A 20,682-nucleotide genomic window follows, 5' to 3' on the forward strand; every position below is an offset into this window, starting at 1 on the left:
GTCCCTGTCTGCTCTTATGGAAAGGGCCGGTCTTGATCCGTCGTTCGGCCAGGGCCCCGGCCAGGCCCCGGCAAAGTCGTGAGGGTGTCCGGCTTGATCCGCTTACGTACGACGACCGGGGCAACACCCTGGAGGTCAAGAACGGCAAGAACGCCAAGGTCACCCAGGCGTACGACACGTTCGGGCGGCCGAAGGAGAAGGTCGAGCCGCTCGACGCGGCGAACAACCGCTTCATCACGACCAAGGCACCGGAGTACGACGCCAACGACAAATCGTGACGGCGTACGCGGCCAACGGGGCGGTGTCGACCTCCGTCTACGACGAGACCGACCAGGTCATCGAGGCGTACGCCCCGAAGGACGACCCGAACGACCCGGCGCGCAAGACCACCACGACGTACGACAAGGTCGGCAACGTCCTGACCGTCACGGAGCCGCAGGGCCACCTGACGGAGAAGGTCGGCGACTACACGACGACCACGAAGTACGACGCGATCTACCAGCCGATCGAGGTCACCAACGGCCTCGGCCAGAAGGTGGTCTCGGAGTACGACAACGTCGGCAACGTCACGGTCCTGTACGACGCGAAGAAGACCGCCAGCGCGGCGGACGACTTCACGACCAAGTACGAGTACGACTGGAACCACCGGGTCGTCAAGACCACCGACGCGCTGGGCAAGTTCACCACCGCCCGGTACGACAAGGACGGTCTGACCCTCGGGACGACCGACGCGGAGGGCAACGAGTCGCTGGCGACGTACGACGCCCGCGGCGCGCTGATCGAGTCGAAGGTGCCGCACAAGAAGGGCTCCTCCGGCAACATCACCTACCGCACCACTAAGTACGAGTACGACCAGGTCGGCAACCAGACGAAGGCGATCACGCCGCGCGGCGTGGACACCGCGACCGACGCCGACGACTTCGCTGTGGTGACCGTCTACGACGAGCTCAACCGCAAGAAGGAGGAGTGGTCGTCCTACGACAAGGACGACAGCCGCTACAACACGCCGGACAAGACCTTCTACACCTACGACGAGATCGGCAACCTGGCCAAGGTCAGCGCGCCCCCGTCCGACGGGCAGACGGTCCGCAACGACACCGAGTACACCTACTACGACAACGGGTGGACGAAGACGTCCAAGGACCCGTGGGACATCGTCAACTCGTACGACTACAACGACCTGGGCCAGCAGATCAAGAACACGCTGACCTCGGCCGGCGGGTCGGTCACCCGGACGATGACGTGGGAGTACTTCCAGTCCGGTAACGAGAAGCGGCGGTTCGAGGACGGTGTGCCGGTCGGCAAGGACGTGGTCCTGGTCGACAACACCGACTCGAACAACACCGCCTCCCAGGGCAGTTGGACCAATGGCGCCGCCACCGGGCAGTGGGGCTACGACGTCTCCACCGCTCCGGCGGGCACCGGCTCGGCCCAGTTCAACTGGCAGCTGACCATCCCGCGCGACGGCACCTACGAGGTGTTCGTTCGGCACCCGCAGGTCAGCGGTGCCGCGACGGATGCGAAGTTCACCATCACCTACGACGGCGGCAGCGCCGTCAAGACGGTGAACCAAACCCAGAACGCCGGCACCTGGATCAGCCTGGGCAGCTACTCCTTCAAGGAGGACGGCGTCCAGAAGATCACCGTCACCGACCAGGCGACGGGCAAGGTGCTCGCCGACGCGGTCAAGCTGGTGCGGGACAACGCCAGTGACGTGGACAACGAGCGCAAGGAGTTCACCTACCGGTACAACCCGAACGGGATGCTGGTCGAGGTCAAGGACCTCAGCCCGGGCGCGAAGGCCAGCCGGTACGACATCGGCTACGACGAGCTCAACCAGATCTCGACGGTGAAGGAGTTCGCCGGGGTCGACGACCAGACCCCGAAGAACACCACGTCGCTGACCTACGACGACAACGGCAACCCGCTCACCTCGACCCACGACCTCACCTGGTCGAAGATCGATTACGACGAGCGGGACATGGTCGCCAAGGTGACCAACGCCGACTCGCCGTCGGCGGGCAACCAGCAGATCTCGAGCTTCACGTACACCGCTCGCGGGCAGATGCTCAAGCAGACCAAGCCCAACGGCAACACCGTGGAGTTCGAGTACTACCTCGACGGCGCCACGAAGCACCAGCTGGAGAAGACCTCCGGTGGGGCGACCGTCGCGGAGCACACGCTGGAGTACCAGGCCAACGGCCACCCGTCGCGGGACGTGCTCAAGTTGATGAACGCCGACAACTCGTCGGACTACATCGACAACACGTACGTCTTCAGCTACGACCGCAGGACCGGATCGCCCGGCTCGACAAGACCGGTGACAGTTCGTCGACGGAGTCGTACGTCTACGACGCCAACGGCAACACGGTCGAGCAGACGATCGACAGCGTCGTCAGCAAGAGCAAGTACGACCGGAACCGGTTGCACTCGACCACGACGGCGGGTGTGACGTCGACGTACAACTACGACCCGTTGGGTCGGCTCGACACGGTGTCGGTCGGTGGTCAGCGGGCGCAGAAGTACTACTACGACGGTTTCGACCGGACGGCGAAGACCACCGCAGGTATCGGTGCCACCGCCAAGTCGACGACCTACGTGTACGACCCGTTCGACCGGACGGTGTCGCAGACGTCGGACGGTAAGACCACCTTGTTCACGTACCTGGGGATGGACAACCAGGTGCTGCGTGAGGAGGTCGCCGGCAAGGCGACCAAGTCGTACCAGTACGCGCCGTGGGGTCAGCAGCTGACCCAGATCAAGCACAAGGATGACGGCAGCCGGGAGTACTCGCAGTTCATCTACCGGCCGCGTGGTGACGTCATCGGCATCACGAAGGAGGACGGCAACACCCGGGCGACGTACGGCTACACGGCGTACGGCAAGGACGACGAGTCGCAGTTCACCGGTGTCGACAAGCCGGGTCAGACTGCGGAGGGTGAGGAGCCGTACAACGCGTTCCGGTTCAACGCCTCCCGCTGGGATGCGGGCTCGGGTACGTACGACATGGGGTTCCGTAACTACGACCCGGGGTTGAACCGGTTCTTGACGCGGGACACCTATGGCGGCGCGCTGGCGGACATGGGTCTGTCCATGGATCCGTTCACCGGCAACCGGTACTCGTTCGCTGGTGGTAACCCGGTCAGCTTTGTGGAGTTGGACGGGCACCTGTTCGGGATGTCGTGGTCGGACATCGGTCACGCCGCCCTGGACGTGGCGGGGATGGTGCCGGTGATCGGTGAGGTCGCCGATGTCGCGAACGGTATCTGGTACGCGGCTGAGGGCAACTACGTCGACGCCGCCTTGTCGATGGCTTCGGCGATTCCGCTGGCTGGTAACGCGGTGGCTGCGGCGAAGTTGGCGAAGACGGGTAAGAAGATCGCCGACGGCATCGACACCGTCAAGGACGTCGAGAAGGGCGTCGAGGCGACCGTCGACGCCAACAAGGCGTTGCCCACCAACACGCCCAAGCCCAAGACGGAGACCCCGACGCAGCCGAAGTGCAACAGCTTCGTGCCGGGTACGAAGGTGCTCCTCGCCGATGGGAGTAGTAAGCCCATCGAGGAGGTAAAGGTCGGGGATCGGGTTCTGGCCGCCGATGTGGAGTCGGGGGACCGGCAGAGCCGTCCCGTCACCCAGCTGATCAAGGGTGATGGGGTCAAGAAGCTGGTCACCATTGTGGTCGACACCGACGGTAAGGCTGGTGGCAAGACCAGCACGATCGTCGCGACCGACGGCCACCGGTTCTACCTGCCGGACTCCGGGGTCTGGGTGACCGCGGGTCAGCTCAAGGTCGGCGCCTGGCTCCAGACGTCGTCGGGCACCTGGGTGCAGATCTCTGCCATCCGGCACGAGACCCGCGTCCAGCGTGTACACAACTTCACCGTCGACGGCGTTGCGTTTTGGGGACAACGATGGGGGATTGCCGTATCTCACCTCGGAGGTTGCTGCAGATCCCACGGCCGTTGGCGATGCGGTGATCGCGGCGTATTGGATCTGGTCCCAGATTGGCCCCGACACGACGTACGAGCTGCGTCGGACGCTCTCCGCTGCTGATCGAGCAGCGCTCACGGGGTTGGCACAGGGCCGTCACTGCTGGACCGCGGCTGCTCGGATCGCTCTCGATGTCCTAGCTGGAGGCAGCCTTGAGGACGCCTACACCCGTTACCACCGGCAGTCACAGTAGCGGCGGATAGCGGCGGCCTCTGTGCGGCATGGAGACGCACGGGAGCGGGGCTGGGTTTCCTCCTATCGCTCGTGTCCGACGTTTGTCGTCCGGGGCCGGCGGCTCTTGCGGGCAACCCTGCGGCAGCTCTTCGTCGCGCCGAACGACTCGGCCGGGGTGGCGGTGAAGAACGTCACGCTGGGGTTCAGCGTACGATCATGGCGCGGTGCTACGACGTGATCGGACCGCGCGAAGTTCCCGAGCAGGAGATGTGCCAGTGTCGGCCGGAGACCACGAAGAGGACGGCTTCCTCGGGTTATTTCGTGCGTTTGTCGGCAACGGCCTGCTCATCCTCAGGGACGCCAACTCGGTGGAGACGCATGCCGAATGGGCCGGGGACAGCGAGATCCATGCCACGGCGGACTCGATCTATTTGTGCGTTCAGCATCCTGTCGACGGCCCGGTGACCGTGGATCTGTTCGAGGGTGATTCGCCGGACCTTGCCCTAGCTGGCGCCGCACTGTTCGACGGGACCATCTCATCCCTGCACGGCGAGTTCGTCCTTCATGACCCAGCCGAAGGGATCAAGTTGCAGGCGATCACCGACCGTCCGGGCCCCGCCCGTCTGCGAATCTCTGGCGACGACGTGTCGCGGCCTGCCATCGTCCGCTTCCAGATCTGGTACTGATCCGGCCGACGCGTAATTCTCCACCTCCCGACCGATGCCTGGTAGCACTACGCCGAGACGGTGGCCGGGCATACGCGACCTCATGTGCGACAACCGTCGCAGCGTCCTCCCTCTCGCGCAGGTTCGAGCAGCTGTGGAAGAGTTCTGTCGCACCGGTACCGGTGACCGGCCCGAGTGCATCCGGTGGGTCCGCGGCGAGATCAACGGAGAGCGTTGGGCAGCTGGTGGGGATGAGTGAGAGCCTTCCGTTCGAAGAGGGTCCCTCGTCCTGGACGGGGCCGACGCTGACCGCGGACATGGTGCGTCGGGCCGAGGCGACCCTCGGGGTCCGCATGCCGCGTGCGTACGTCGAGCTGATGTATCAGCAGAACGGCGGTGTGCTGAAGGACGGCTGTTTTCCGACGAGCTTCCGGACGTCCTGGGCGGCTGACCACTTCCAGGTTGACGTGATCATGGGTGTCGGGTTTCCCGAGGGGCTCGACGTCCTGTCCGCTTACCTGATCGCCGAGTGGGGCTACCCCGAGGTCGGGGTCGTGCTGGGTGTGACACCTTCGGCCGGTCCCGACACCGTCATGCTGGACTACTCCACGTCCGGTCCGGATGGCGAGCCGGCGGTCGCCTACGTCGGCGAGGACAGGGTCCCCCGGCGGGTTGCCAACTCGTTCGAAGAGTTCATGAACGGCCTGGTCTCGTGTCAGGCGTATGCCGACGACGATCAGGACCAGTAGGTTCTTCACTCCTGCTGCGAAGGGCTTCTCTACCGGGAGGGCGGTTCATGCAGTTCCGTGTGGAGGCGTACTACCGACCACAGCATGGCGACGAGCGTGAGTTGCTAACCACGCCAGAGGACGTGGACCTGCTGATCGATGCACTGTTGGCGGGGCCGACCCACCAGAATCTGGCTGAGCTGCATTCCCTGGAACGGTCACCCCTACCTTCCGGAACTCCCGACCATGAGCTGCTGGTGGGCGCCGATCGCACGCTCCAGGTCGGTGTTCTCGAGTTCATGGATGCCAGCGGTAACTGGACGACGGTCGGGTCGCACAAGGGTCGTGCCGAGGTTCGTTACTCCTGCGTGAACCAGATGACCGAGTTCCCTGCGCGTTCGGAGATTCCCATAACCCTATTGAGTCGGGCGGTGAAGGAGTTCTGCCTGTCCGGCGGGCAGCGGCCCACGTGCGTCCAGTGGGAGAAGCCGGAGTTCTGGTGATTCTTGGAGAGACAGCCCGGCCCTGGCGGCACCGGGCCGGAGGCCGGCACCAGGGTGCGTCGTCGCGTTGCCCGGACCGTTGTAACGAAGGAGCCCCATTGGCCGCTGTACGAGCGTGCAAGCCCGATTGATGAAGAAAACGACAGGCACACGTCTCCACGTTGCGGCTCTGACCGTCACTGGGCTCACCCTCCTCGCCGGCTGCGCCGAGCCGGGAGCGGCCGAGTGGGTGGCCCCGGACAGCAAGGCCGCCGCTGCGGCCAGCCCCACAGGCCCGGCCCGCCCGAAGGCCGTCACCTCCGCCTGCAAGATACTGACGGCCGACGCCGTCATCGACCTGCTGGGCGGCACCTCGAGCACCAAGCTCAAGGCGCGCGAGGCCGGCGTCGAGGACCTCGGCGACGGAGCGAAGCGCTACACCTGCGGTTACGGGCGCGACGGCGCCGAGCCGTTCGCGTTGTCGGTCACGGAGCGTCCCGATCCGGACGGCACGGTCGTCGAGTCGATCGACCAGATCGCCGACTACGCCGACGGCCAGGTCAAGCGGATCACGGGGCTCGGGGACGGCATCGACGGCCTGACGTACGTCAAGGACAACCTGCGGGGGGCCGCCGTCGCCGTCCCGTACCAGAAGCAGCTGCGGATCGCGGTCTTCATCGGCCCCCAGCAGCTCCCGCACGACAAGATGGTCGAGGTGGTGCAGCACCTCGTCGCACGGCTCTGAGCGTCACCGCGACGTCACGAGACGGTCCTTGACGTCCGTCGGAGGCGGACGGCACCGATCGCAAGCGCGGCTTGGCCGGACTGTCGGCCCGGCTGCTGCTCCCGCCACATGAAGTCGGTCAGGAGGCGTGGCACGTCGGCGGCGAGCCGCAGCGCGGCCGGCCCGGTCTCCGGTCGCACCGGCGCACCGGCCGGTACCCACGCCTCCTGGCCGCACCGCAGGATCTCCACCAGATCCGTGGCCGGTGACTCTGCCAGCCGGCGCCAGCTGCCGTGGAGCAGTGAGCCGGTGCTGAACTCGTCGTGCAGGGACACGATCAGCACGTCTTCGTCGCCGGTGGCAGGCAGATTCAAGCGGGGTACCCTTTCGTGCTCGCGAAGGCCCCGGGCCCCTGGCGACTCACCGATGTGGGGTCGGTGACTGGAAACGGATGAAGTGGAAGGGTCCCGCAGGTCGGCGGTTGAGGCGGGGTGTGGCACCGCCAGGTGGAGTGCCGCCGACCCGAACGGGCAGCCGGCCGGACCGGATCGGTGATCACCTTGCGGCCGTGTGAGGGCTTGGCGGCGGGGCGTTGGCAGTGTGTGCTGGTCGTGCGTCCGTCGCCGCTTGTTAGTCGTCCCGTCGAGGCGGGTTTGCCGGCGATCCGGACGGGGTAGGGGTTGTCGCTGATCAGGCCTGACTGTGATATGTGTCGATGGATCCTGTCCACATCGGGCACAGTGGGAGCGTTTTCCGACCGCTGCCCGTTACGTCGACACGCCGTTCCTTCGCATTGACACTCATCACACTCTCCGAGTCGCCGATCGGCTTGTTGCCCGACTCGCCGCCCGTCTAGCCTGAGCCAGCTCAAGGCGTAACGGGGGGCTCACGACATGCGACTGCAGATCCGGCTACTGGGGACTGTGGAGCTGACCGTCAACGGGCGGATCACCACACCGACTCCGCCGAAGCGACGGGCTGTGCTCGCCGGGCTCGCCATGGACGCCAACAGCTCCGTCTCGCTGGACCGGCTGTCCGGCATGGTGTGGCAGGACGAGGCCCCGGCCTCCGCCGTGGCCAACCTGCGCTCGCACGCGGCGAACCTGCGCCGAGTGCTCGGCGACCGCCTGATCGCCCGCCCGAACGCGTACGAGCTGACCCTGGCAGCGCACGAGCTGGACGTCACCGAGTTCCAGCAGCTGGCGGGAAAGGGGCGGACCCGACTCGCCGGCGGTGACCCGGTGGGCGCGGTGGAGTCGCTGCGCGCGGCCCTGGACTGCTGGCGGGGCGCGGCCGGAGAGGGGCTGCCGCGCGGCACCGCCCTGGACAACCGCTGGGCGAGCCTTGACGAGCAGCGACTCCAGGTCTTCGAGGAGCTGATCGAAGCCCGCCTTGCCTTCGGTGAACACCTCGTCCTGCTCCCGGAGATCCGGCGGCACATCGCCGCCCATCCGCTGCGCGAGCGGGGCTGGGGACAGCTGATGCTGGCCCTCTACCGGGTCGGGGACGTGCCTGCCGCGCTGACCGCCTACCGCGAGGCGCACACCGCCCTGAAGGAACAGCTCGGTATCGACCCGGGCGAGGAACTGGCCCGCTTGCACCGGGCTGTGCTCGACCGGTCTCCCGGGCTCGCGTACGTCCCTCCGGACACCCCGATCGCCGTCCTCGCGCCGGCTCCGGCAGCGGCTCCGCCGGTCACCGTTCCTCGCGAGCTCCCCGCCGACCTGGTCACCTTCGTCGGTCGTACGACGGAGGCGGCGGAGGTGGTCGCGGCCGTGACCGGCGCCGCTCCGGCCGCCGCGGTGATCAGCGGACCGGCCGGCAGCGGCAAGACGGCCCTGGCGGTACGGGCGGCGCACACGGTGGCCGCCGCCTTTCCGGACGGGCAGGTCTTCGTCGACCTCGGCTACCGGCCGTCGGTGACCCCCGCCGAGGTGCTGGCCCGGGTGCTGCGTGCGCTCGGCGTGCCGGCCGACGAGGTGCCGTACGGGATCGACGAGCTGGCCGGCTGGGTGCGGTCCCGGGTCGCCGGACGGCGGCTCCTGCTCGTGGTGGACGGGGTCACCGGCGCCGAGCAGGTACGGCCGTTGATTCCGGCCGGCCCCGGGCCCGCCCTGATCGTCGCCGGGCAGCGGCATCTGCGCAGCCTCGACGGCGTCCGCCGGATCGACCTTGACCCGCTCAGTGTTGCGGAGGCGAGGTCGCTGCTCGCCACGCTCGCCTTCGCCGACCGGCTGAACGCCGACCCGGCCGCGACGGCCGAGCTGGTGCGGCTCTGCGCCGGCTCGGTGCTGGCGCTACGGATCGCCGGGTCACGGCTGGCGAGCCGTCCGGACCTGTCAGTGGCCGGCCTGGTCGCGCAGCTGCGTGACGGCCGCGACCGGTTGGACCTGCTGGCGTACGAGGACCTCTCGGTGCGCGCCCGTCTCGCCACCGGGGTCGCCGCCGTGCGGTTCAGTGACGAGGTGGCGGGCCGGCTGCTGGAGCAGCTCGGCGAGGCGCCGGACGCCCCGGTCCTGCCGGAGCGAAGCGCCGCCCGGTTGGGGGTCAGCGTGCACCGGGTGTGGCAGGCGCTGGAGGAACTGGCCGACGCGCACCTGGTGCGCCGCGACGAGCCGGCCGGCTACCGGCTGCCCGCCCTGGTGCGCGACTACGCGGCGGAGTTGGCGAAGGCTCCCGCGCCGGCGCTGACCGGCTGGCGGATCGACCCGGTCGCCGCCTGAGCGCCTCCGTGCCCGGCAGTGCTCAGACGACGGTGCCCCGCACGATCGCCACGGCGACGCGGCAGAACTCGTCCATGTCCGGGTTGAAGCCCGCCGCGATGTCGGGATGCAGGCCGGCCCGGGTCTCGTCGAGCAGCCGCTGACAGACCTGCTCGATGGGCTCGCCCCCGTAGCCGGCGCGAACCCGTTCGGTGGCTGCCTGGAGCGCCGAGGTCAGCTGATCCTCCAGCGGGCCGCGCAGCTTCCGCTGCACCGGGTCCAACCCGCGCGGGTCGAGCGTGACATGTGGCTCCGACATCGGCGCTCCCTTCGTCGGCGTCCGCGGTACCCCACCGCGGACGTCGGTCAAACCACGTTCGGTACGGCGGCCACCCGCACCTGGTACGAGAATTCCTCCGCCGGTTGCTCGACGTACGACAGCCGGCGGATCTGCCGGTCGTCGGAGTAGAGCGCGACGTCCACGAGGACGCCGAGGTGGGCCAGGCCGATGTTGGCCACCCGCTTCTTGTCCTGGAGCACCGCGCACACCCCGCCGAGCAGAGTGCTCGCGTCGGAGGTGCGATGCCCCGGCGGGCAGCGCAACACGAGGTCCACCTCGATCGGCCCGGTGAGCGGGGTCCAGCCGGTGTGCTGGGCCGCCGCCAGGGCTGCCTGGAGCAGGGCGCGGACCCTCGTCGCCTGCCGGTGCCCGGCGGCGAAGATGGACAGCGCCTCGGTCTTGACCGGTGGCAGGCCGCTCACCTCGAACGTCAGGGCGAGAGCGCGGGTGTCCTGCACGACGGCACCTCCTCGTTGCGGACGATCCTGCCCAACCGGTTGACCGGCGGTGGGGGTTCCGGGGAGAACCAACCGATCGGGCGGGGTGGGGTCGGCCGGAGGCGTATCGACATCGGCGGCGTACGCGCTGGCGGTGGAGCTAGGAGCTAGAGAAAAGCTAATGCACCGGGCCGGAGCTGGGTAGCGTCGACGTTCACTGGGTGGGACGCGGTGCGAACGCGCAGAACTCGTTCCCCTCCGGGTCGGCCAGGATCCACCAGTCGATCTCGTCGTCCCGCTCGCGCAGCAGCGTGGCACCGGCCTCGAACAGGGCGGTCGGGGCCGGATCGGCCAACCCCACGTCCCAGTGCATCCGGTTCTTGACCGCCTTGCGCTCCGGCACCGGCATGAAGATCCAGTAGTCCCACGGGAAGCCGCTCGCGTCGACCAGGCGGGCGTACCCGTCGTCGCTGGTCTCCACGGTGCCGCCCACCACCCGGGACCACCAGGTCGCCTGCGCGACCGGGTCGGCCGCGTCGACGACGAGTGCCAGCGGCCGGGGCCGCGACCCCGGCTCGGACGGGAAGGCGCAGAACTCGTTGCCGTCCGGGTCGGCCAGCACCCACCAGTCGATCTCGGTGTCCGGCTCGCGGACCAGCCGCGCCCCGGCCGCCAGCAGCGCCGCCGGATCGGGATCGGCTAGCCGCAGGTCGAGGTGGACGCGGGTCTTGACGGTACGCGGCTCGGGCACCGTGTTCACCCAGATCGACTCGGCGTCCGAGCTTGCGGCGCGGGGGTGGACGCGGGTGTCGCCGTCGCCGGTGTCCACCAGCTTGCCGTCGAGGATGCCGGCCCAGAAGGCGCCGAGCCGATGCGCGTCGGCCGCGTCCAGGCACAGGTCCTTGAAGTGCGCGATCACGGCACCATCATCCGCGATGAATGTGACAGGCCGGTAAGCGAATTCCGGGCGCGTGCGCGGGTGTCACCGCACAGGCGGGTGGCGCTGTCTCCAGCTCACGTCAGGAATCGCCCCTGAGCTGGGCCAGCAGACCGGCTCGGTCAATCTGCATCCAGTACTCCGTGATCAGCCCGTCCTCGACGTGATAGACGACCGAGTTGATCTGACGGACGGTCCGACCGGTCGGCGCAATGCCGTCCACCGGCTCGAGGTGGCGCCCCACCTGGCTCAGCCGGACATACGCCCGTGCGCCGTCGACCAGGAATTCCTCGATCGTGAGGTCGAACGCGCCCCAGGTGGCGGTCATCTCCCGGACGTGCTCGGCGTAGTCGTCCGGGGTCCGTTCAACGGTGGTCAGGTCCTGGGACTGCACCTGGTGGGCGCGCACCGTCGACGCCATGAACTCCGCCGCCCGCTGCGGCTCTCGGCCGGAGCGGACGTACCGGAGGAAGTCACCGACGACGCGCCGCGTCACCTCACTGCTGATCATGACGTCACCCTGGCAGCCGCGAACCGGGACGGGAAGCCCGCCGGCAGGTGGGGCCCCTCACTCTCCGGGCTGACGCTGACGAGACCGTACGAGACTCCATGGTGGACGAAGCCGCCTTGCCGGCCGGAGTGCCGGCTGCCACGCTCTGACGGTGATCGACAAACCTGGCGTCGGCGAGCGGTTGCTGGCGGCTGAAGTGGCCGCGGCCTGGGCCGTGGACGTCGTCGATCTCGTGTTCATGCCGGTCGGGCTCGACGGGCACGCGTGGGCGTACCAGGTGGACACGTCCGACGGCCGACGGCACTTCCTGAAGATGCGCCGCGGCGAGTTCATCGAAGCGGCCGTCCGGCTTCCCGGCTTCCTCCGAGCGCACGGCGTCAGCCAGGTCGTGGCGCCGATCGACCTGAGAGACGGCAGAGCCGATCACAGGTTCGGGGACTATCGGCTGCTGCTCTACCCGTTCCACGACGGTGGCAGTCTGTGGAGCCGCGGCCTCACCGACCGCCAGTGGATCGAGTACGGCGAGTTCCTGGGTCGGCTGCACGCGGTCACGCCGAGCGCCGACCTCGCGGCGGTCCTGCCGGTCGAGACCTACCGATCGAGAGCGGGCGAGCGGCTGCGAACCCTCGCCGGGCGGGCCGCGGCGACCGAGGCCCTCGGTGCCTTCTGGAACCGGTACGGCGCCGCACTGCACCGGTTGTCGGAGACGGTCGACGACCTTGCCTCCCGCGTGACGCGAGGTCAGCACGTCATCTGCCATGCCGACATCCACCCGGGCAACCTGATCGCTGACGGCGACGGTCCGCTGCACGTCGTGGACTGGGATGCGCCGATCCTCGCGCCGCGCGAGCGGGACCTGATGTTCGTCCACAGCCAGGACTTCGGCGACCATCCGATCAACGCGCACCGCGCCGAACTCTTCCGTCGAGGCTACGGACCGCTGGAACCGGACCAGACCCTGCTGCGCTACTACCGCGGCGAACGGCACCTCGACGACGTCGGCGCGTTTCTAGCGAGCATCCTCAACTGCGAGGCCAGTGTGGAATCCCGGGCCAACGACCTGTACTGGCTGACCCGGATCGCCGAGACGGTCGCCGCCCCCGGCTACTTGGCCTGATCCTCTCCCGACCGCCGACCGCCGACCGCCGACCGCCGACCGCCGACCGCCGACCGCCGACCGCCGACCGCCGACCGCCGACCGACGACGGCGTCTGGCGACGGCGTGTGGCGACGGCGTCTGCCGCGTCCAGACGCGGCGTCGGCCCAGGCCGTTGGCGCGCGAGCTACCCGAGCGCGTGCCGGGCGGCCTCGCCCATGGGGTCGTCGCGGGTGGGTAGCCGCCGGATGGTCGGCAGCACTTCCTCCCGGAACACGCCGTGCAGCCGGCGTAGCTCCCGCGCCGGACGTACGGCGTCGTCGACCCGCACGTCCCAGAGCGGGTACGGCTGATCGGCGGCCACCGTGATGGTTGCCGACCGTGCGCCGTGCCGGTCACCGCCGGTCTCCTCGCCGGCCTCGATGGCCAGTACGAGCCGCTCCGCGAGGTCGAGTTCAACACTGTCCTCGAACACCCGGACGATCTCCGCGAGGGTCTCCGGGCCGACCAGGCGGTTGCCCTGCACCGCGTAGCCCGGCCCGGTGTGGTGCCCCGCCCAGTCCTTGGCGCGGGAGCCGGTGAAGGCGTGCGAGCGGCCCTGGCGATCGACCATGCCGACCTGCCGTACCTCCCGACCCGGGTCCCGGGCCAGCAGTTCGGTCAGGACGTCCCGCGGCGAGCGGCCGTCGCCGAGCAGCGGCAGACCGTCGTAGGCCAGGAACGGGTTGGGGGTGGCCTGGGTCGCCACCGCACCGGCGCCGGCCTGGACGTGCGCGACGAGCTTGCCTACCGCGGGTCTGGCCGTCAGGGCGCCCACCCCGAGCTGGCCGGTACGCGGACACCGTGCGGCGATCGAGAAGGTCACATCGGCGGGTACCCGGACGAATGTCCGGCATGCCCGAGCGGCGCGGCTGCTGCCAGCGGCGCTGTCGCCAATGCTGGGTGATTTGTGCTGATCAGGCCCTCGTTGATCGTGTCGTGGCTTCGTGATGTTTCGCGACTTCGCAGGTCGGGCAGTGTTGGGGCCACGAAACGTCCGGGGTCGATCATCCGCTGGTCGTGGCCCCGACCGTCTCGCCGTGCGCCGGGCACGGTGGCCTTCCCCGGCAGGTGGCCGAGCAGAGGGGAGGGGTGATGAACGACCCTGACGAGGCCGTACGTCGACGCCGACCACGGGTGCGTGTGGTGGCGGCGGCCGCCGCGGTGGCGCTGGCGGCACCGCTGGCGGGCTGCGCTTCCGGTGGGGACGGCGGCACACCCACGATCAACCTGTACTACCCGCCGGAGCAGAACCTGCAGAAGGTGGTCGACACCTGCAACACCCAGGCAGGCGGCCGCTACGAGATCGTGTACCGGGTGTTGCCGCGGCAGGCCGACGACCAGCGGGTGCAACTTGTCCGCCGGCTCGCCGCCGAGGACAGCGGCATGGACGTGCTGGGCCTCGACGTCACCTGGACGCAGGAGTTCGCCAGCGCCCACTGGATCCGCGAATGGACCGGGCAGGACAAGGCCGAGGTGGAGCAGGGGACGCTCGCCGGTCCGCTGGAGACTGCGCAGTACGAGGGCAAACTCTTCGGGGCGCCGAAGAACACCAACGTCCAGCTGCTCTGGTACCGCAAGGACCTGGTCCCGGAGCCGCCGAAGACCTGGGATCAGATGATCTCGATGGCGCAGGAGCTCAAGCGGCAGGGCAAGCCGTACCAGGTGCTCACCATGGGTGCCCAGTACGAGGGGCTCGTCGTGCTCTACAACAGTCTGGCCGAGAGCGCCGGCGGCCGGATCCTCAGCGAGGACGGCAGCAAGGCCGTGATGGACGAGGGTACCGTGCGGGCGCTGGAGCAGTTGCGGAACTTCGCCACCTCCGGCGTGACGTCGCCGTCGTTCAGCAACGCCACCGAGGACCCGGTCCGGCTGGAGTTCCAGGCCGGTGGCGGCGCCTTCCAGGTCAACTGGCCGTTCGTCTACCCGGCGATGCAGGAGGCCGCCCCGGACCTGGCCCGACAGGTTGCCTGGGCCCGAGTGCCGGGCATCGACGAGAACACCCCGAGCAAGGTCACCATCGGTGGGGTCAACCTGGCGGTCAGCGCGTACTCGAAGCATCCGGAGCTGTCCTTCGACGCGGCCAAGTGCCTGCGTGACGAGCAGAACCAGAAGTTCTCCGCGATCAACGACGGTGTGCCGCCGACGATTGAGAAGGTCTACGACGATCCGGAGATGACCGAGGCGTACCCGATGAAGGACACCATCGTCGAGGAGCTGAAGGAGCCGGCGGTGCGTCCGCTGACCCCGGCGTACCAGAGCATCTCGACGGTGATGTCGGCGGTGCTCTCCCCGCCCGCGCAGATTCGGCCACAGCAGACCGCCGACGAGCTGCGCGACGCCATCGCGGACGCGCTCCAGTCGAAGGGGGTGCTCCCATGAGTCAGCAGACCGCGACCCGCGGCACGGGTCGCCACGCGACCGTCCCGGCCCAACGGTCGCGGCGGGGCCGGGCGCCGCTGAGTGAGAACAAGAGGGCCGAGCGCCGGCTCGGCTGGCTGCTCTGCGCGCCGGCCGCGCTGGTCATGCTCGCGGTGACGGCGTACCCGATCATCTATTCGCTCTGGCTCTCCTTGCAGCGCTACGACCTGCGCTTTCCCGACCAGCGTGCGTTCGTGGGGCTGGAGAACTACGTCACCGTGCTGAGCAACCAGTTCTGGTGGACGGCGTTCGGGGTGACCGCCCTGATCACCGTGGTCACCGTGGCGGTCGAGCTGGTGCTCGGTATGGGACTCGCGCTGATCATGCACCGGACGTTGGTCGGCCGGGGCATCGTGCGGACCGCTGCGCTGATTCCGTACGGCATCGTCACGGTCGTGGCCGCCTTCTCCTGGCGGTACGCGTGGACGCCTGGCACCGGGTACCTGGCGAACCTGTTAGGTGACGGGGCGCCGCTCACCGAGCGGGCCAGCTCGCTGGCGATCATCATGCTGGCCGAGATCTGGAAGACCACGCCGTTCATGGCGCTGCTGTTGATGGCGGGGCTGGCGCTGGTGCCCGAGGACCTGCTGAAGGCGGCGTCCACCGACGGGGCGACCTCCTGGCAGCGGTTCACGAAGGTGATGCTGCCGGTGATGAAGCCGGCGATCCTGGTCGCGCTGCTGTTCCGCACGCTTGACGCGTTCCGGGTGTTCGACAACATCTTCGTGCTCACGGCCGGCGGCAACGAGACCTCGTCGGTGTCGATGCTCGCCTACAACAACCTGATCCGGGGTTTGAACCTCGGCATCGGTTCGACGATGTCCGTGCTGATCTTTATCACCGTGGCGATCATCGCGTTCGTCTTCGTGAAGCTCTTCGGCACCGCTGCCCCCGGCAGCTCGGACGACGAGAGGCGTTGAGATGGTTACCGAAACCACCACGCGCGCCAGGCTGCGGTGGGGTCTGCTGGACGTCATCGTGGTCGTCTTCGCGCTGATCCCGGTGCTCTGGATCGCCTCGCTGTCGTTCAAGACCCCGGCCACGCTCACCGACGGGAAGTTCGTTCCCCGCGAGTGGACGCTGCACAACTACCGGACGATCTTCGAGACCGACCAGTTCGTCCGCGCCCTGGTGAACTCGATAGGCATCGCGCTGGTCGCCACCGCCGTCGCGGTGGTGCTCGGCGCGATGGCCGCGTACGCGGTCGCCCGGCTGGACTTCCCCGGCAAGCGGCTGCTGGTCGGGGTGTCCCTGCTGATCGCGATGTTCCCGCAGGTGTCGCTGGTCTCCCCGCTGTTCGAGATCGAACGGCAGCTCGGCCTCTTCGACACCTGGCCGGGGCTGATCCTGCCGTACATCACGTTCGCTCTGCCGCTGGCCATCTACACGCTGTCGGCGTTCTTCAAGCAGATCCCGTGGGATCTGGAGAAGGCGGCGAAGATGGACGGCGCCACCCAGGGCCAGGCGTTCCGGCGGGTGATCGCCCCGCTGGCCGCGCCCGGGCTGTTCACCACCGCGATCCTGGTGTTCATCTTCTGCTGGAACGACTTCCTCTTCGCCATCTCGCTGACCTCCACCGAGCGGTCCCGCACGGTGCCGGCCGCGCTGTCCTTCTTCACCGGCGCGTCGCAGTTCGAGGACCCCACCGGGGCGATCTGCGCCGCCGCCGTGGTGATCACCATTCCGATCATCCTGTTCGTGCTCTTCTTCCAGCGCCGCATCGTCTCCGGCCTGACCTCCGGCGCAGTCAAGGGATAGGTGATAGTCGTGGCTGACATCGTGCTCGACAAGGTGAGCAAGCGGTTCCCGGACGGGACCGTCGCGGTGCGGGACGTCGACCTGGAGATCAGCGACGGCGAGTTCGTGATCCTGGTCGGCCCCTCGGGCTGCGGCAAGTCCACCACCCTGAACATGATCGCCGGGTTGGAGGACATCAGCTCCGGCGAGCTGCGCATCGGTGGTGAGCGGGTCAACGACAAGGCACCCCGGGACCGGGACATCGCCATGGTCTTCCAGTCGTACGCGCTGTACCCGAACATGACGGTCCGGGAGAACATGGCTTTCCCGCTGCGCCTGCAGAAGCTCGACAGGGAGACGATCAACCAGAAGGTCGAGGAGGCGGCGAAGGTCCTGGAGCTGACCGCGCTGCTGGACCGCAAGCCGGCCAACCTCTCCGGCGGCCAGCGGCAGCGGGTGGCGATGGGCCGGGCGATCGTACGCCAGCCCAAGGCGTTCCTGATGGACGAGCCGCTGTCGAATCTGGACGCGAAGTTGCGGGTGCAGATGCGAACGGTGGTGTCCCGGTTGCAGAAGCAGCTCGGTACCACCACCGTCTACGTCACCCACGACCAGACCGAGGCGATGACCCTCGGTGACCGTGTGGTGATCATGCGGGGCGGTGAGGTGCAGCAGGTCGGCCCGCCGCAGGAGCTGTACGACCACCCCCGCAACCTCTTCGTGGCCGGCTTCATCGGCTCGCCGTCGATGAACTTCCTGCACGCCGCGGTGCAGGACGGGAAGCTGCGTACCGCGCTCGGTGAGGTGCCGATCGGTGACCGGGTCCGCCGCGAGTTGGAAGCCGGCGATGCGCCCCGGGAGTTGATCCTCGGTGTCCGGCCGGAGCACTTCGAGGATGCCGAACTGGTCGACGAGGAGACCCGCCGCCGGGGGATGGAGTTCGAGGCGCCGGTGGAGATCGTCGAGTCGATGGGCTCGGACAAGTACGTCTACTTCACGGTGGAGGGGGAGCGGGCCAGCGCCGCCGAACTGGAGGAGTTGGCCGCCGACGCGGGCGCGGCCGACTTCACCGGGGCCGGTTCGAACCTGGTGACCCGGTTGTCGGCGGAGTCGCCGGTGGCCGAGGGCGAAACCCGTCCGGTGTGGTTCAACCTGGAGAAGATTCACCTCTTCGACCCGGCCGACGGCCGGAACCTGACCCTGCACGAGGGCCGGGCCGCAGGAGCCCTGGCGAACTGAGCCTGACCCGATGACCTGGGCCGGCGGGGACCCCCACCTCGCCGGCCCGCCAGTGCCGCCCGGCCCGGCGGCCCGCCGCACCGCAGGAGTCAGCGGGCCCAGTCGACCCGGGACGGCAGGCCGAGGAACTCGGCGTAGCGGGCGAGGGCCCGTTCCGTGCCGGGCTGGTCCAGTGCCGCCAGCGGCGTCACCTTGATCGTCACCCGGCTCTTGCCGATGGTGCGTCGCCAGGTGCCCACCACCCGCCCGCCGTGCGCGATCGTGGGCTGGAAGACGCCGTTGTTGCCGGGGATGATCGCGTCGCGGTGCGCCGGGTCGAGCAAGCAAGCATCAGCGACCGGTCCTTTTGACATCCTCTCCGCCCTAAAGGACGGAGATTCCCTCCACGCTGCGCGTGGAACAGCCGGCGAACTCCCGGGCGGTCACCGGGCCGTGCGACCGCACGTAGCGGCGGGTGAGGATCGCGAGTGCCTCGTCCCGTTCGGGACGCAGCGGGTCGGGCGCCCACTCGTCGAGCAGCGCGAAGGTCTGCTCGGTGCCGACGTTCGGCGCGAGACAGGTCACGCCGCGCACACTCGCGTACCAGAGCAGGTGGTAGCCGCGCTGCCCGTCGGTGCCGATGCCGGCGGCGTTGAGCTCGGCCAGGCATTGGGCCCGGGTGAGCCGCCCGCCGCCGGCCAGCGCGCCGCCGAGCACCTCCACGGCGCGGTCCGCGTCGGTTGGGTCGAGACCGAGGGTCGCCCGGCGGCTCGCCGCGCCCGGCAGTGCGCGTATGCCGGTGAGCTCCAGCATCCAGCGGGCGTCACGGGCGGGGACGAGGTGCACGGTGCCGCGCATCGGCCAGGTGCGTAGTGCCTCCCGGCGCTCCAGTGCGGCCTGCACGTCGAGCAGCGTGCGGGCGGGCAGCCGGGCGCCGAGCGACCAGAGTCCGCTGGACAGATCCTGGGCCTGCATCGCGCCGAACCACTCGACCACCTCGGCCACCGTGCTCGGCCGGGTGCCGGGGTGCGGGCGCAGCAGCAGACTGATCATCCGAAGGGCGAGCGCCGCACTCGTGGTCAACCGCATCGGCCTCCCTCCACCGGTCGGGCGTCAGCTTAGGCCGGGCCACCGACAGGCTGCGGTGCGCCCGTCGGCATGCATAAGGGTCCTGCGAGTGGGGATGCGACGGCGCATGTACGCGCGCCGCGCGTGCGGAAGGGAGAGCCATGACTGCGTCCAGCGAGCCGATGCGGGGCGGCGCGCCGGCCCGGTCCCGGGCCGATCGCACCCCGGCCAAGACCAGCACTGCCGCGACCTTTTCGCTGGTGTTCGGCGTTTCCGCCCTGGTGTGCACCTTGACGGCGATCCTTGCCTGGGCCGGGATCATCCTGGGCATTATCGGGATCATCGTCGGCATCTTCGGGCTCCAGATGGCCAAGCGTCCCGGTGTCACCGGCCGTGGCGTGACCATCGGTGGCCTCACGCTCAGCATCATCGCGCTGGTACTCGGCCTGGTGTTCATCGCCGGAGTCGCCACGTTCCTCAACAACGAGGGAGCGGTGAACCGGCTGCAGCAGCAGGTCGACGACCTGCGGGGCCGGGTCACGTGATCCGGGAGGGGCACGTACCGCTCGGCGTCGCCGTACGGTGACGCCGAGCGCGCCCCTGATCGCGCTGCGTCAGCTCATCGCCGGCGGAGCGCGATCGCGGGTTCGTCTCGTCCGGTGCGGGGCGGCGGATCGGCGCCGGCCCGGGGACGTTTGCCGCAGAAGGCGACGGGTAGTCGCCGGAGCTGACATAGGGAAGGGGACGCTCCGATGGCTGACCGGGTAAAGGTAGCGGTGATCTACTACAGCGCCACCGGCACCACCTATCAGATGGCGCAGGCCGCCTGCGAGGCTGCCGGCGACGCGGGCGCCGACGTACGTCTGCGGAAGGTGCGCGAGCTCGCTCCTGACGAGGCGATCCGTTCGAACTCCGGCTGGCACGCCCACCACCTCGAAACCCAGGACGTCCCCGAGGCGATGCTCGACGACCTCTCCTGGTCCGACGTGGTGATCTTCGGGTCGCCGACCCGGTACGGCGTGGTCGCCGCCCAGCTCAAACAGTTCATCGACACCACCGGACCGCTCTGGTCCCAGGGTGCCCTGGCCAACAAGGTCTACTCGGCGTTCTGCACGACGGGGACCAGCCACGGCGGCCAGGAGACCACCCTGACATCGCTCTTCTCGGTCTTCTACCACTGGGGCGGGATCGTGGTGACCCCCGGTTACACCGAAGCCAGCCAGTTCATCGCCGGGAACCCCTACGGCGCCTCGCACACCAGTAACAACGGTGAGGTCGCACCGGACGACATCGCCCTGACCGCCACCGCGCTGACCGCCCGGCGCGCGGTGCAGATCGGCGCCGCCGTGAAGAAGGGCCTCGCCGGCTGAGTGGCTGAGCCAGGGGTGACCCGGCGGTCGGATGGCTGCT

The 20,682-nt window shown here is 68.8% G+C and carries 24 protein-coding genes; 16 read left to right on the forward strand and 8 right to left on the reverse strand.

Annotation, left to right across the window (positions count from 1 at the left end):
* Positions 1 to 32: 32 nt before the first annotated feature.
* The 8 genes from ABZS42_RS14625 to ABZS42_RS14660 all read left to right on the forward strand — a co-directional run bounded on the left by ABZS42_RS14625 (position 33) and on the right by ABZS42_RS14660 (position 6,787).
* Positions 33 to 278, forward strand: a complete 246-nt coding sequence (locus ABZS42_RS14625) for a hypothetical protein (protein WP_355145311.1) — start codon at positions 33 to 35, stop codon at positions 276 to 278.
* Complete coding sequence (locus tag ABZS42_RS14630) at positions 275 to 2,452, forward strand: hypothetical protein (protein WP_355145313.1); 2,178 nt, start codon at positions 275 to 277, stop codon at positions 2,450 to 2,452. Before ABZS42_RS14625 ends, ABZS42_RS14630 begins: the two co-directional genes overlap by 4 nt.
* Positions 2,449 to 4,056 carry an RHS repeat-associated core domain-containing protein gene (locus ABZS42_RS14635; protein ID WP_355145315.1) on the forward strand — a complete coding sequence of 536 codons (1,608 nt, stop codon included), beginning with the start codon at positions 2,449 to 2,451 and terminating at the stop codon, positions 4,054 to 4,056. The genes ABZS42_RS14630 and ABZS42_RS14635 overlap by 4 nt, the downstream gene beginning before the upstream one ends.
* A 386-nt stretch (positions 4,057 to 4,442) precedes the next feature.
* Complete coding sequence (locus ABZS42_RS14640) at positions 4,443 to 4,853, forward strand: hypothetical protein (RefSeq protein ID WP_355145317.1); 411 nt, start codon at positions 4,443 to 4,445, stop codon at positions 4,851 to 4,853.
* Positions 4,854 to 4,935: 82 nt separating this feature from the next.
* A complete protein-coding gene (locus ABZS42_RS14645; RefSeq protein ID WP_355145319.1) occupies positions 4,936 to 5,091 on the forward strand; it encodes an Imm1 family immunity protein in 156 nt (51 codons plus the stop codon).
* Positions 5,084 to 5,581 (forward strand): SMI1/KNR4 family protein, encoded by a 498-nt coding sequence (locus tag ABZS42_RS14650; RefSeq protein ID WP_355145321.1) that lies wholly within the window; start codon positions 5,084 to 5,086, stop codon positions 5,579 to 5,581. Before ABZS42_RS14645 ends, ABZS42_RS14650 begins: the two co-directional genes overlap by 8 nt.
* A 47-nt stretch (positions 5,582 to 5,628) precedes the next feature.
* On the forward strand, positions 5,629 to 6,063 hold the full coding sequence (locus ABZS42_RS14655) for an Imm1 family immunity protein (protein ID WP_355145323.1): 435 nt from the start codon (positions 5,629 to 5,631) through the stop codon (positions 6,061 to 6,063).
* 130 nt (positions 6,064 to 6,193) lie between these two features.
* Complete coding sequence (locus tag ABZS42_RS14660) at positions 6,194 to 6,787, forward strand: hypothetical protein (protein WP_355145325.1); 594 nt, start codon at positions 6,194 to 6,196, stop codon at positions 6,785 to 6,787.
* 14 nt (positions 6,788 to 6,801) lie between these two features.
* On the opposite strand, the gene ABZS42_RS14665 is transcribed toward ABZS42_RS14660, so the two are convergent.
* Positions 6,802 to 7,140 (reverse strand): hypothetical protein, encoded by a 339-nt coding sequence (locus ABZS42_RS14665; protein WP_355145327.1) that lies wholly within the window; start codon positions 7,138 to 7,140, stop codon positions 6,802 to 6,804.
* Positions 7,141 to 7,659: 519 nt separating this feature from the next.
* Between ABZS42_RS14665 and ABZS42_RS14670 the strand changes: the two genes are divergently transcribed.
* Positions 7,660 to 9,489, forward strand: coding sequence for a BTAD domain-containing putative transcriptional regulator (locus tag ABZS42_RS14670; protein WP_355145329.1), 1,830 nt, complete (start codon positions 7,660 to 7,662; stop codon positions 9,487 to 9,489).
* A 22-nt stretch (positions 9,490 to 9,511) separates the two neighbouring features.
* Here ABZS42_RS14670 and ABZS42_RS14675 read toward each other — a convergent pair whose 3' ends face one another.
* From ABZS42_RS14675 to ABZS42_RS14690, 4 genes are all read right to left on the reverse strand, one after another.
* Positions 9,512 to 9,787: a hypothetical protein gene (locus ABZS42_RS14675; protein WP_355145331.1), complete on the reverse strand. Its 276-nt coding sequence runs from the start codon at positions 9,785 to 9,787 to the stop codon at positions 9,512 to 9,514.
* Positions 9,788 to 9,834: 47 nt separating this feature from the next.
* Positions 9,835 to 10,266, reverse strand: coding sequence for a hypothetical protein (locus ABZS42_RS14680; RefSeq protein WP_076473618.1), 432 nt, complete (start codon positions 10,264 to 10,266; stop codon positions 9,835 to 9,837).
* Positions 10,267 to 10,459: 193 nt separating this feature from the next.
* On the reverse strand, positions 10,460 to 11,164 hold the full coding sequence (locus ABZS42_RS14685; RefSeq protein ID WP_355145333.1) for a VOC family protein: 705 nt from the start codon (positions 11,162 to 11,164) through the stop codon (positions 10,460 to 10,462).
* Positions 11,165 to 11,264: 100 nt separating this feature from the next.
* On the reverse strand, positions 11,265 to 11,693 hold the full coding sequence (locus tag ABZS42_RS14690) for an ester cyclase (protein ID WP_355145335.1): 429 nt from the start codon (positions 11,691 to 11,693) through the stop codon (positions 11,265 to 11,267).
* Positions 11,694 to 11,844: 151 nt separating this feature from the next.
* Here ABZS42_RS14690 and ABZS42_RS14695 point away from each other — a divergent pair, with 151 nt between their 5' ends.
* Entirely contained in the window at positions 11,845 to 12,810 is a 966-nt protein-coding gene (locus ABZS42_RS14695) for a phosphotransferase (protein ID WP_355145337.1), read from the forward strand.
* A 166-nt stretch (positions 12,811 to 12,976) separates the two neighbouring features.
* Here ABZS42_RS14695 and ABZS42_RS14700 read toward each other — a convergent pair whose 3' ends face one another.
* On the reverse strand, positions 12,977 to 13,654 hold the full coding sequence (locus ABZS42_RS14700; protein WP_355145339.1) for a DUF1028 domain-containing protein: 678 nt from the start codon (positions 13,652 to 13,654) through the stop codon (positions 12,977 to 12,979).
* Positions 13,655 to 13,923: 269 nt separating this feature from the next.
* Here ABZS42_RS14700 and ABZS42_RS14705 point away from each other — a divergent pair, with 269 nt between their 5' ends.
* Genes ABZS42_RS14705 through ugpC form a run of 4 tightly spaced genes read left to right on the forward strand, consistent with a single transcriptional unit; the run spans position 13,924 to position 18,225 of the window.
* Positions 13,924 to 15,210 carry an ABC transporter substrate-binding protein gene (locus ABZS42_RS14705; protein WP_355145341.1) on the forward strand — a complete coding sequence of 429 codons (1,287 nt, stop codon included), beginning with the start codon at positions 13,924 to 13,926 and terminating at the stop codon, positions 15,208 to 15,210.
* Positions 15,207 to 16,169 (forward strand): sugar ABC transporter permease, encoded by a 963-nt coding sequence (locus ABZS42_RS14710; protein WP_355145343.1) that lies wholly within the window; start codon positions 15,207 to 15,209, stop codon positions 16,167 to 16,169. Before ABZS42_RS14705 ends, ABZS42_RS14710 begins: the two co-directional genes overlap by 4 nt.
* 1 nt (position 16,170) lies before the next feature.
* Entirely contained in the window at positions 16,171 to 17,007 is an 837-nt protein-coding gene (locus ABZS42_RS14715; RefSeq protein WP_355145345.1) for a carbohydrate ABC transporter permease, read from the forward strand.
* A gap of 9 nt (positions 17,008 to 17,016) precedes the next feature.
* Positions 17,017 to 18,225, forward strand: a complete 1,209-nt coding sequence (gene ugpC / locus ABZS42_RS14720; RefSeq protein WP_355145347.1) for a sn-glycerol-3-phosphate ABC transporter ATP-binding protein UgpC — start codon at positions 17,017 to 17,019, stop codon at positions 18,223 to 18,225.
* A gap of 89 nt (positions 18,226 to 18,314) precedes the next feature.
* Here ugpC and ABZS42_RS14725 read toward each other — a convergent pair whose 3' ends face one another.
* Together ABZS42_RS14725 and ABZS42_RS14730 are read right to left on the reverse strand one after the other, a co-directional pair.
* Positions 18,315 to 18,578, reverse strand: coding sequence for a crosslink repair DNA glycosylase YcaQ family protein (locus tag ABZS42_RS14725; protein ID WP_355145349.1), 264 nt, complete (start codon positions 18,576 to 18,578; stop codon positions 18,315 to 18,317).
* Positions 18,579 to 18,588: 10 nt separating this feature from the next.
* The gene (locus ABZS42_RS14730; RefSeq protein WP_355145351.1) at positions 18,589 to 19,293 is read right to left on the reverse strand and encodes a winged helix DNA-binding domain-containing protein; all 705 of its coding nucleotides are present in this window, start codon (positions 19,291 to 19,293) and stop codon (positions 18,589 to 18,591) included.
* Between the two features lie 140 nt (positions 19,294 to 19,433).
* Here ABZS42_RS14730 and ABZS42_RS14735 point away from each other — a divergent pair, with 140 nt between their 5' ends.
* Both ABZS42_RS14735 and wrbA read left to right on the forward strand, forming a co-directional pair.
* Positions 19,434 to 19,817, forward strand: a complete 384-nt coding sequence (locus ABZS42_RS14735; protein WP_350787836.1) for a hypothetical protein — start codon at positions 19,434 to 19,436, stop codon at positions 19,815 to 19,817.
* A gap of 207 nt (positions 19,818 to 20,024) precedes the next feature.
* Positions 20,025 to 20,642 carry an NAD(P)H:quinone oxidoreductase gene (gene wrbA / locus ABZS42_RS14740; RefSeq protein ID WP_355145353.1) on the forward strand — a complete coding sequence of 206 codons (618 nt, stop codon included), beginning with the start codon at positions 20,025 to 20,027 and terminating at the stop codon, positions 20,640 to 20,642.
* Positions 20,643 to 20,682: the final 40 nt, after the last annotated feature.

This window comes from Micromonospora sp. NPDC005367 (genome assembly GCF_040606825.1).
In the GTDB taxonomy this organism is placed as follows: Bacteria; Actinomycetota; Actinomycetes; order Mycobacteriales; family Micromonosporaceae; genus Micromonospora.

Coding starts and splice junctions, on each gene's coding strand:
- ABZS42_RS14645 (WP_355145319.1), top strand. CDS start 4,936: ATGTGCGACAACCGTCGCAGCGTCCTCCCTCTCGCGCAGGTTCGAGCA.
- ABZS42_RS14650 (WP_355145321.1), top strand. CDS start 5,084: ATGAGTGAGAGCCTTCCGTTCGAAGAGGGTCCCTCGTCCTGGACGGGG.
- ABZS42_RS14655 (WP_355145323.1), top strand. CDS start 5,629: ATGCAGTTCCGTGTGGAGGCGTACTACCGACCACAGCATGGCGACGAG.
- ABZS42_RS14660 (WP_355145325.1), top strand. CDS start 6,194: ATGAAGAAAACGACAGGCACACGTCTCCACGTTGCGGCTCTGACCGTC.
- ABZS42_RS14670 (WP_355145329.1), top strand. CDS start 7,660: ATGCGACTGCAGATCCGGCTACTGGGGACTGTGGAGCTGACCGTCAAC.
- ABZS42_RS14675 (WP_355145331.1), bottom strand. CDS start 9,787: ATGTCGGAGCCACATGTCACGCTCGACCCGCGCGGGTTGGACCCGGTG.
- ABZS42_RS14690 (WP_355145335.1), bottom strand. CDS start 11,693: ATGATCAGCAGTGAGGTGACGCGGCGCGTCGTCGGTGACTTCCTCCGG.
- ABZS42_RS14705 (WP_355145341.1), top strand. CDS start 13,924: ATGAACGACCCTGACGAGGCCGTACGTCGACGCCGACCACGGGTGCGT.
- ABZS42_RS14710 (WP_355145343.1), top strand. CDS start 15,207: ATGAGTCAGCAGACCGCGACCCGCGGCACGGGTCGCCACGCGACCGTC.
- ABZS42_RS14715 (WP_355145345.1), top strand. CDS start 16,171: ATGGTTACCGAAACCACCACGCGCGCCAGGCTGCGGTGGGGTCTGCTG.
- ABZS42_RS14725 (WP_355145349.1), bottom strand. CDS start 18,578: ATGTCAAAAGGACCGGTCGCTGATGCTTGCTTGCTCGACCCGGCGCAC.
- ABZS42_RS14730 (WP_355145351.1), bottom strand. CDS start 19,293: ATGCGGTTGACCACGAGTGCGGCGCTCGCCCTTCGGATGATCAGTCTG.
- ABZS42_RS14735 (WP_350787836.1), top strand. CDS start 19,434: ATGACTGCGTCCAGCGAGCCGATGCGGGGCGGCGCGCCGGCCCGGTCC.
- wrbA (WP_355145353.1), top strand. CDS start 20,025: ATGGCTGACCGGGTAAAGGTAGCGGTGATCTACTACAGCGCCACCGGC.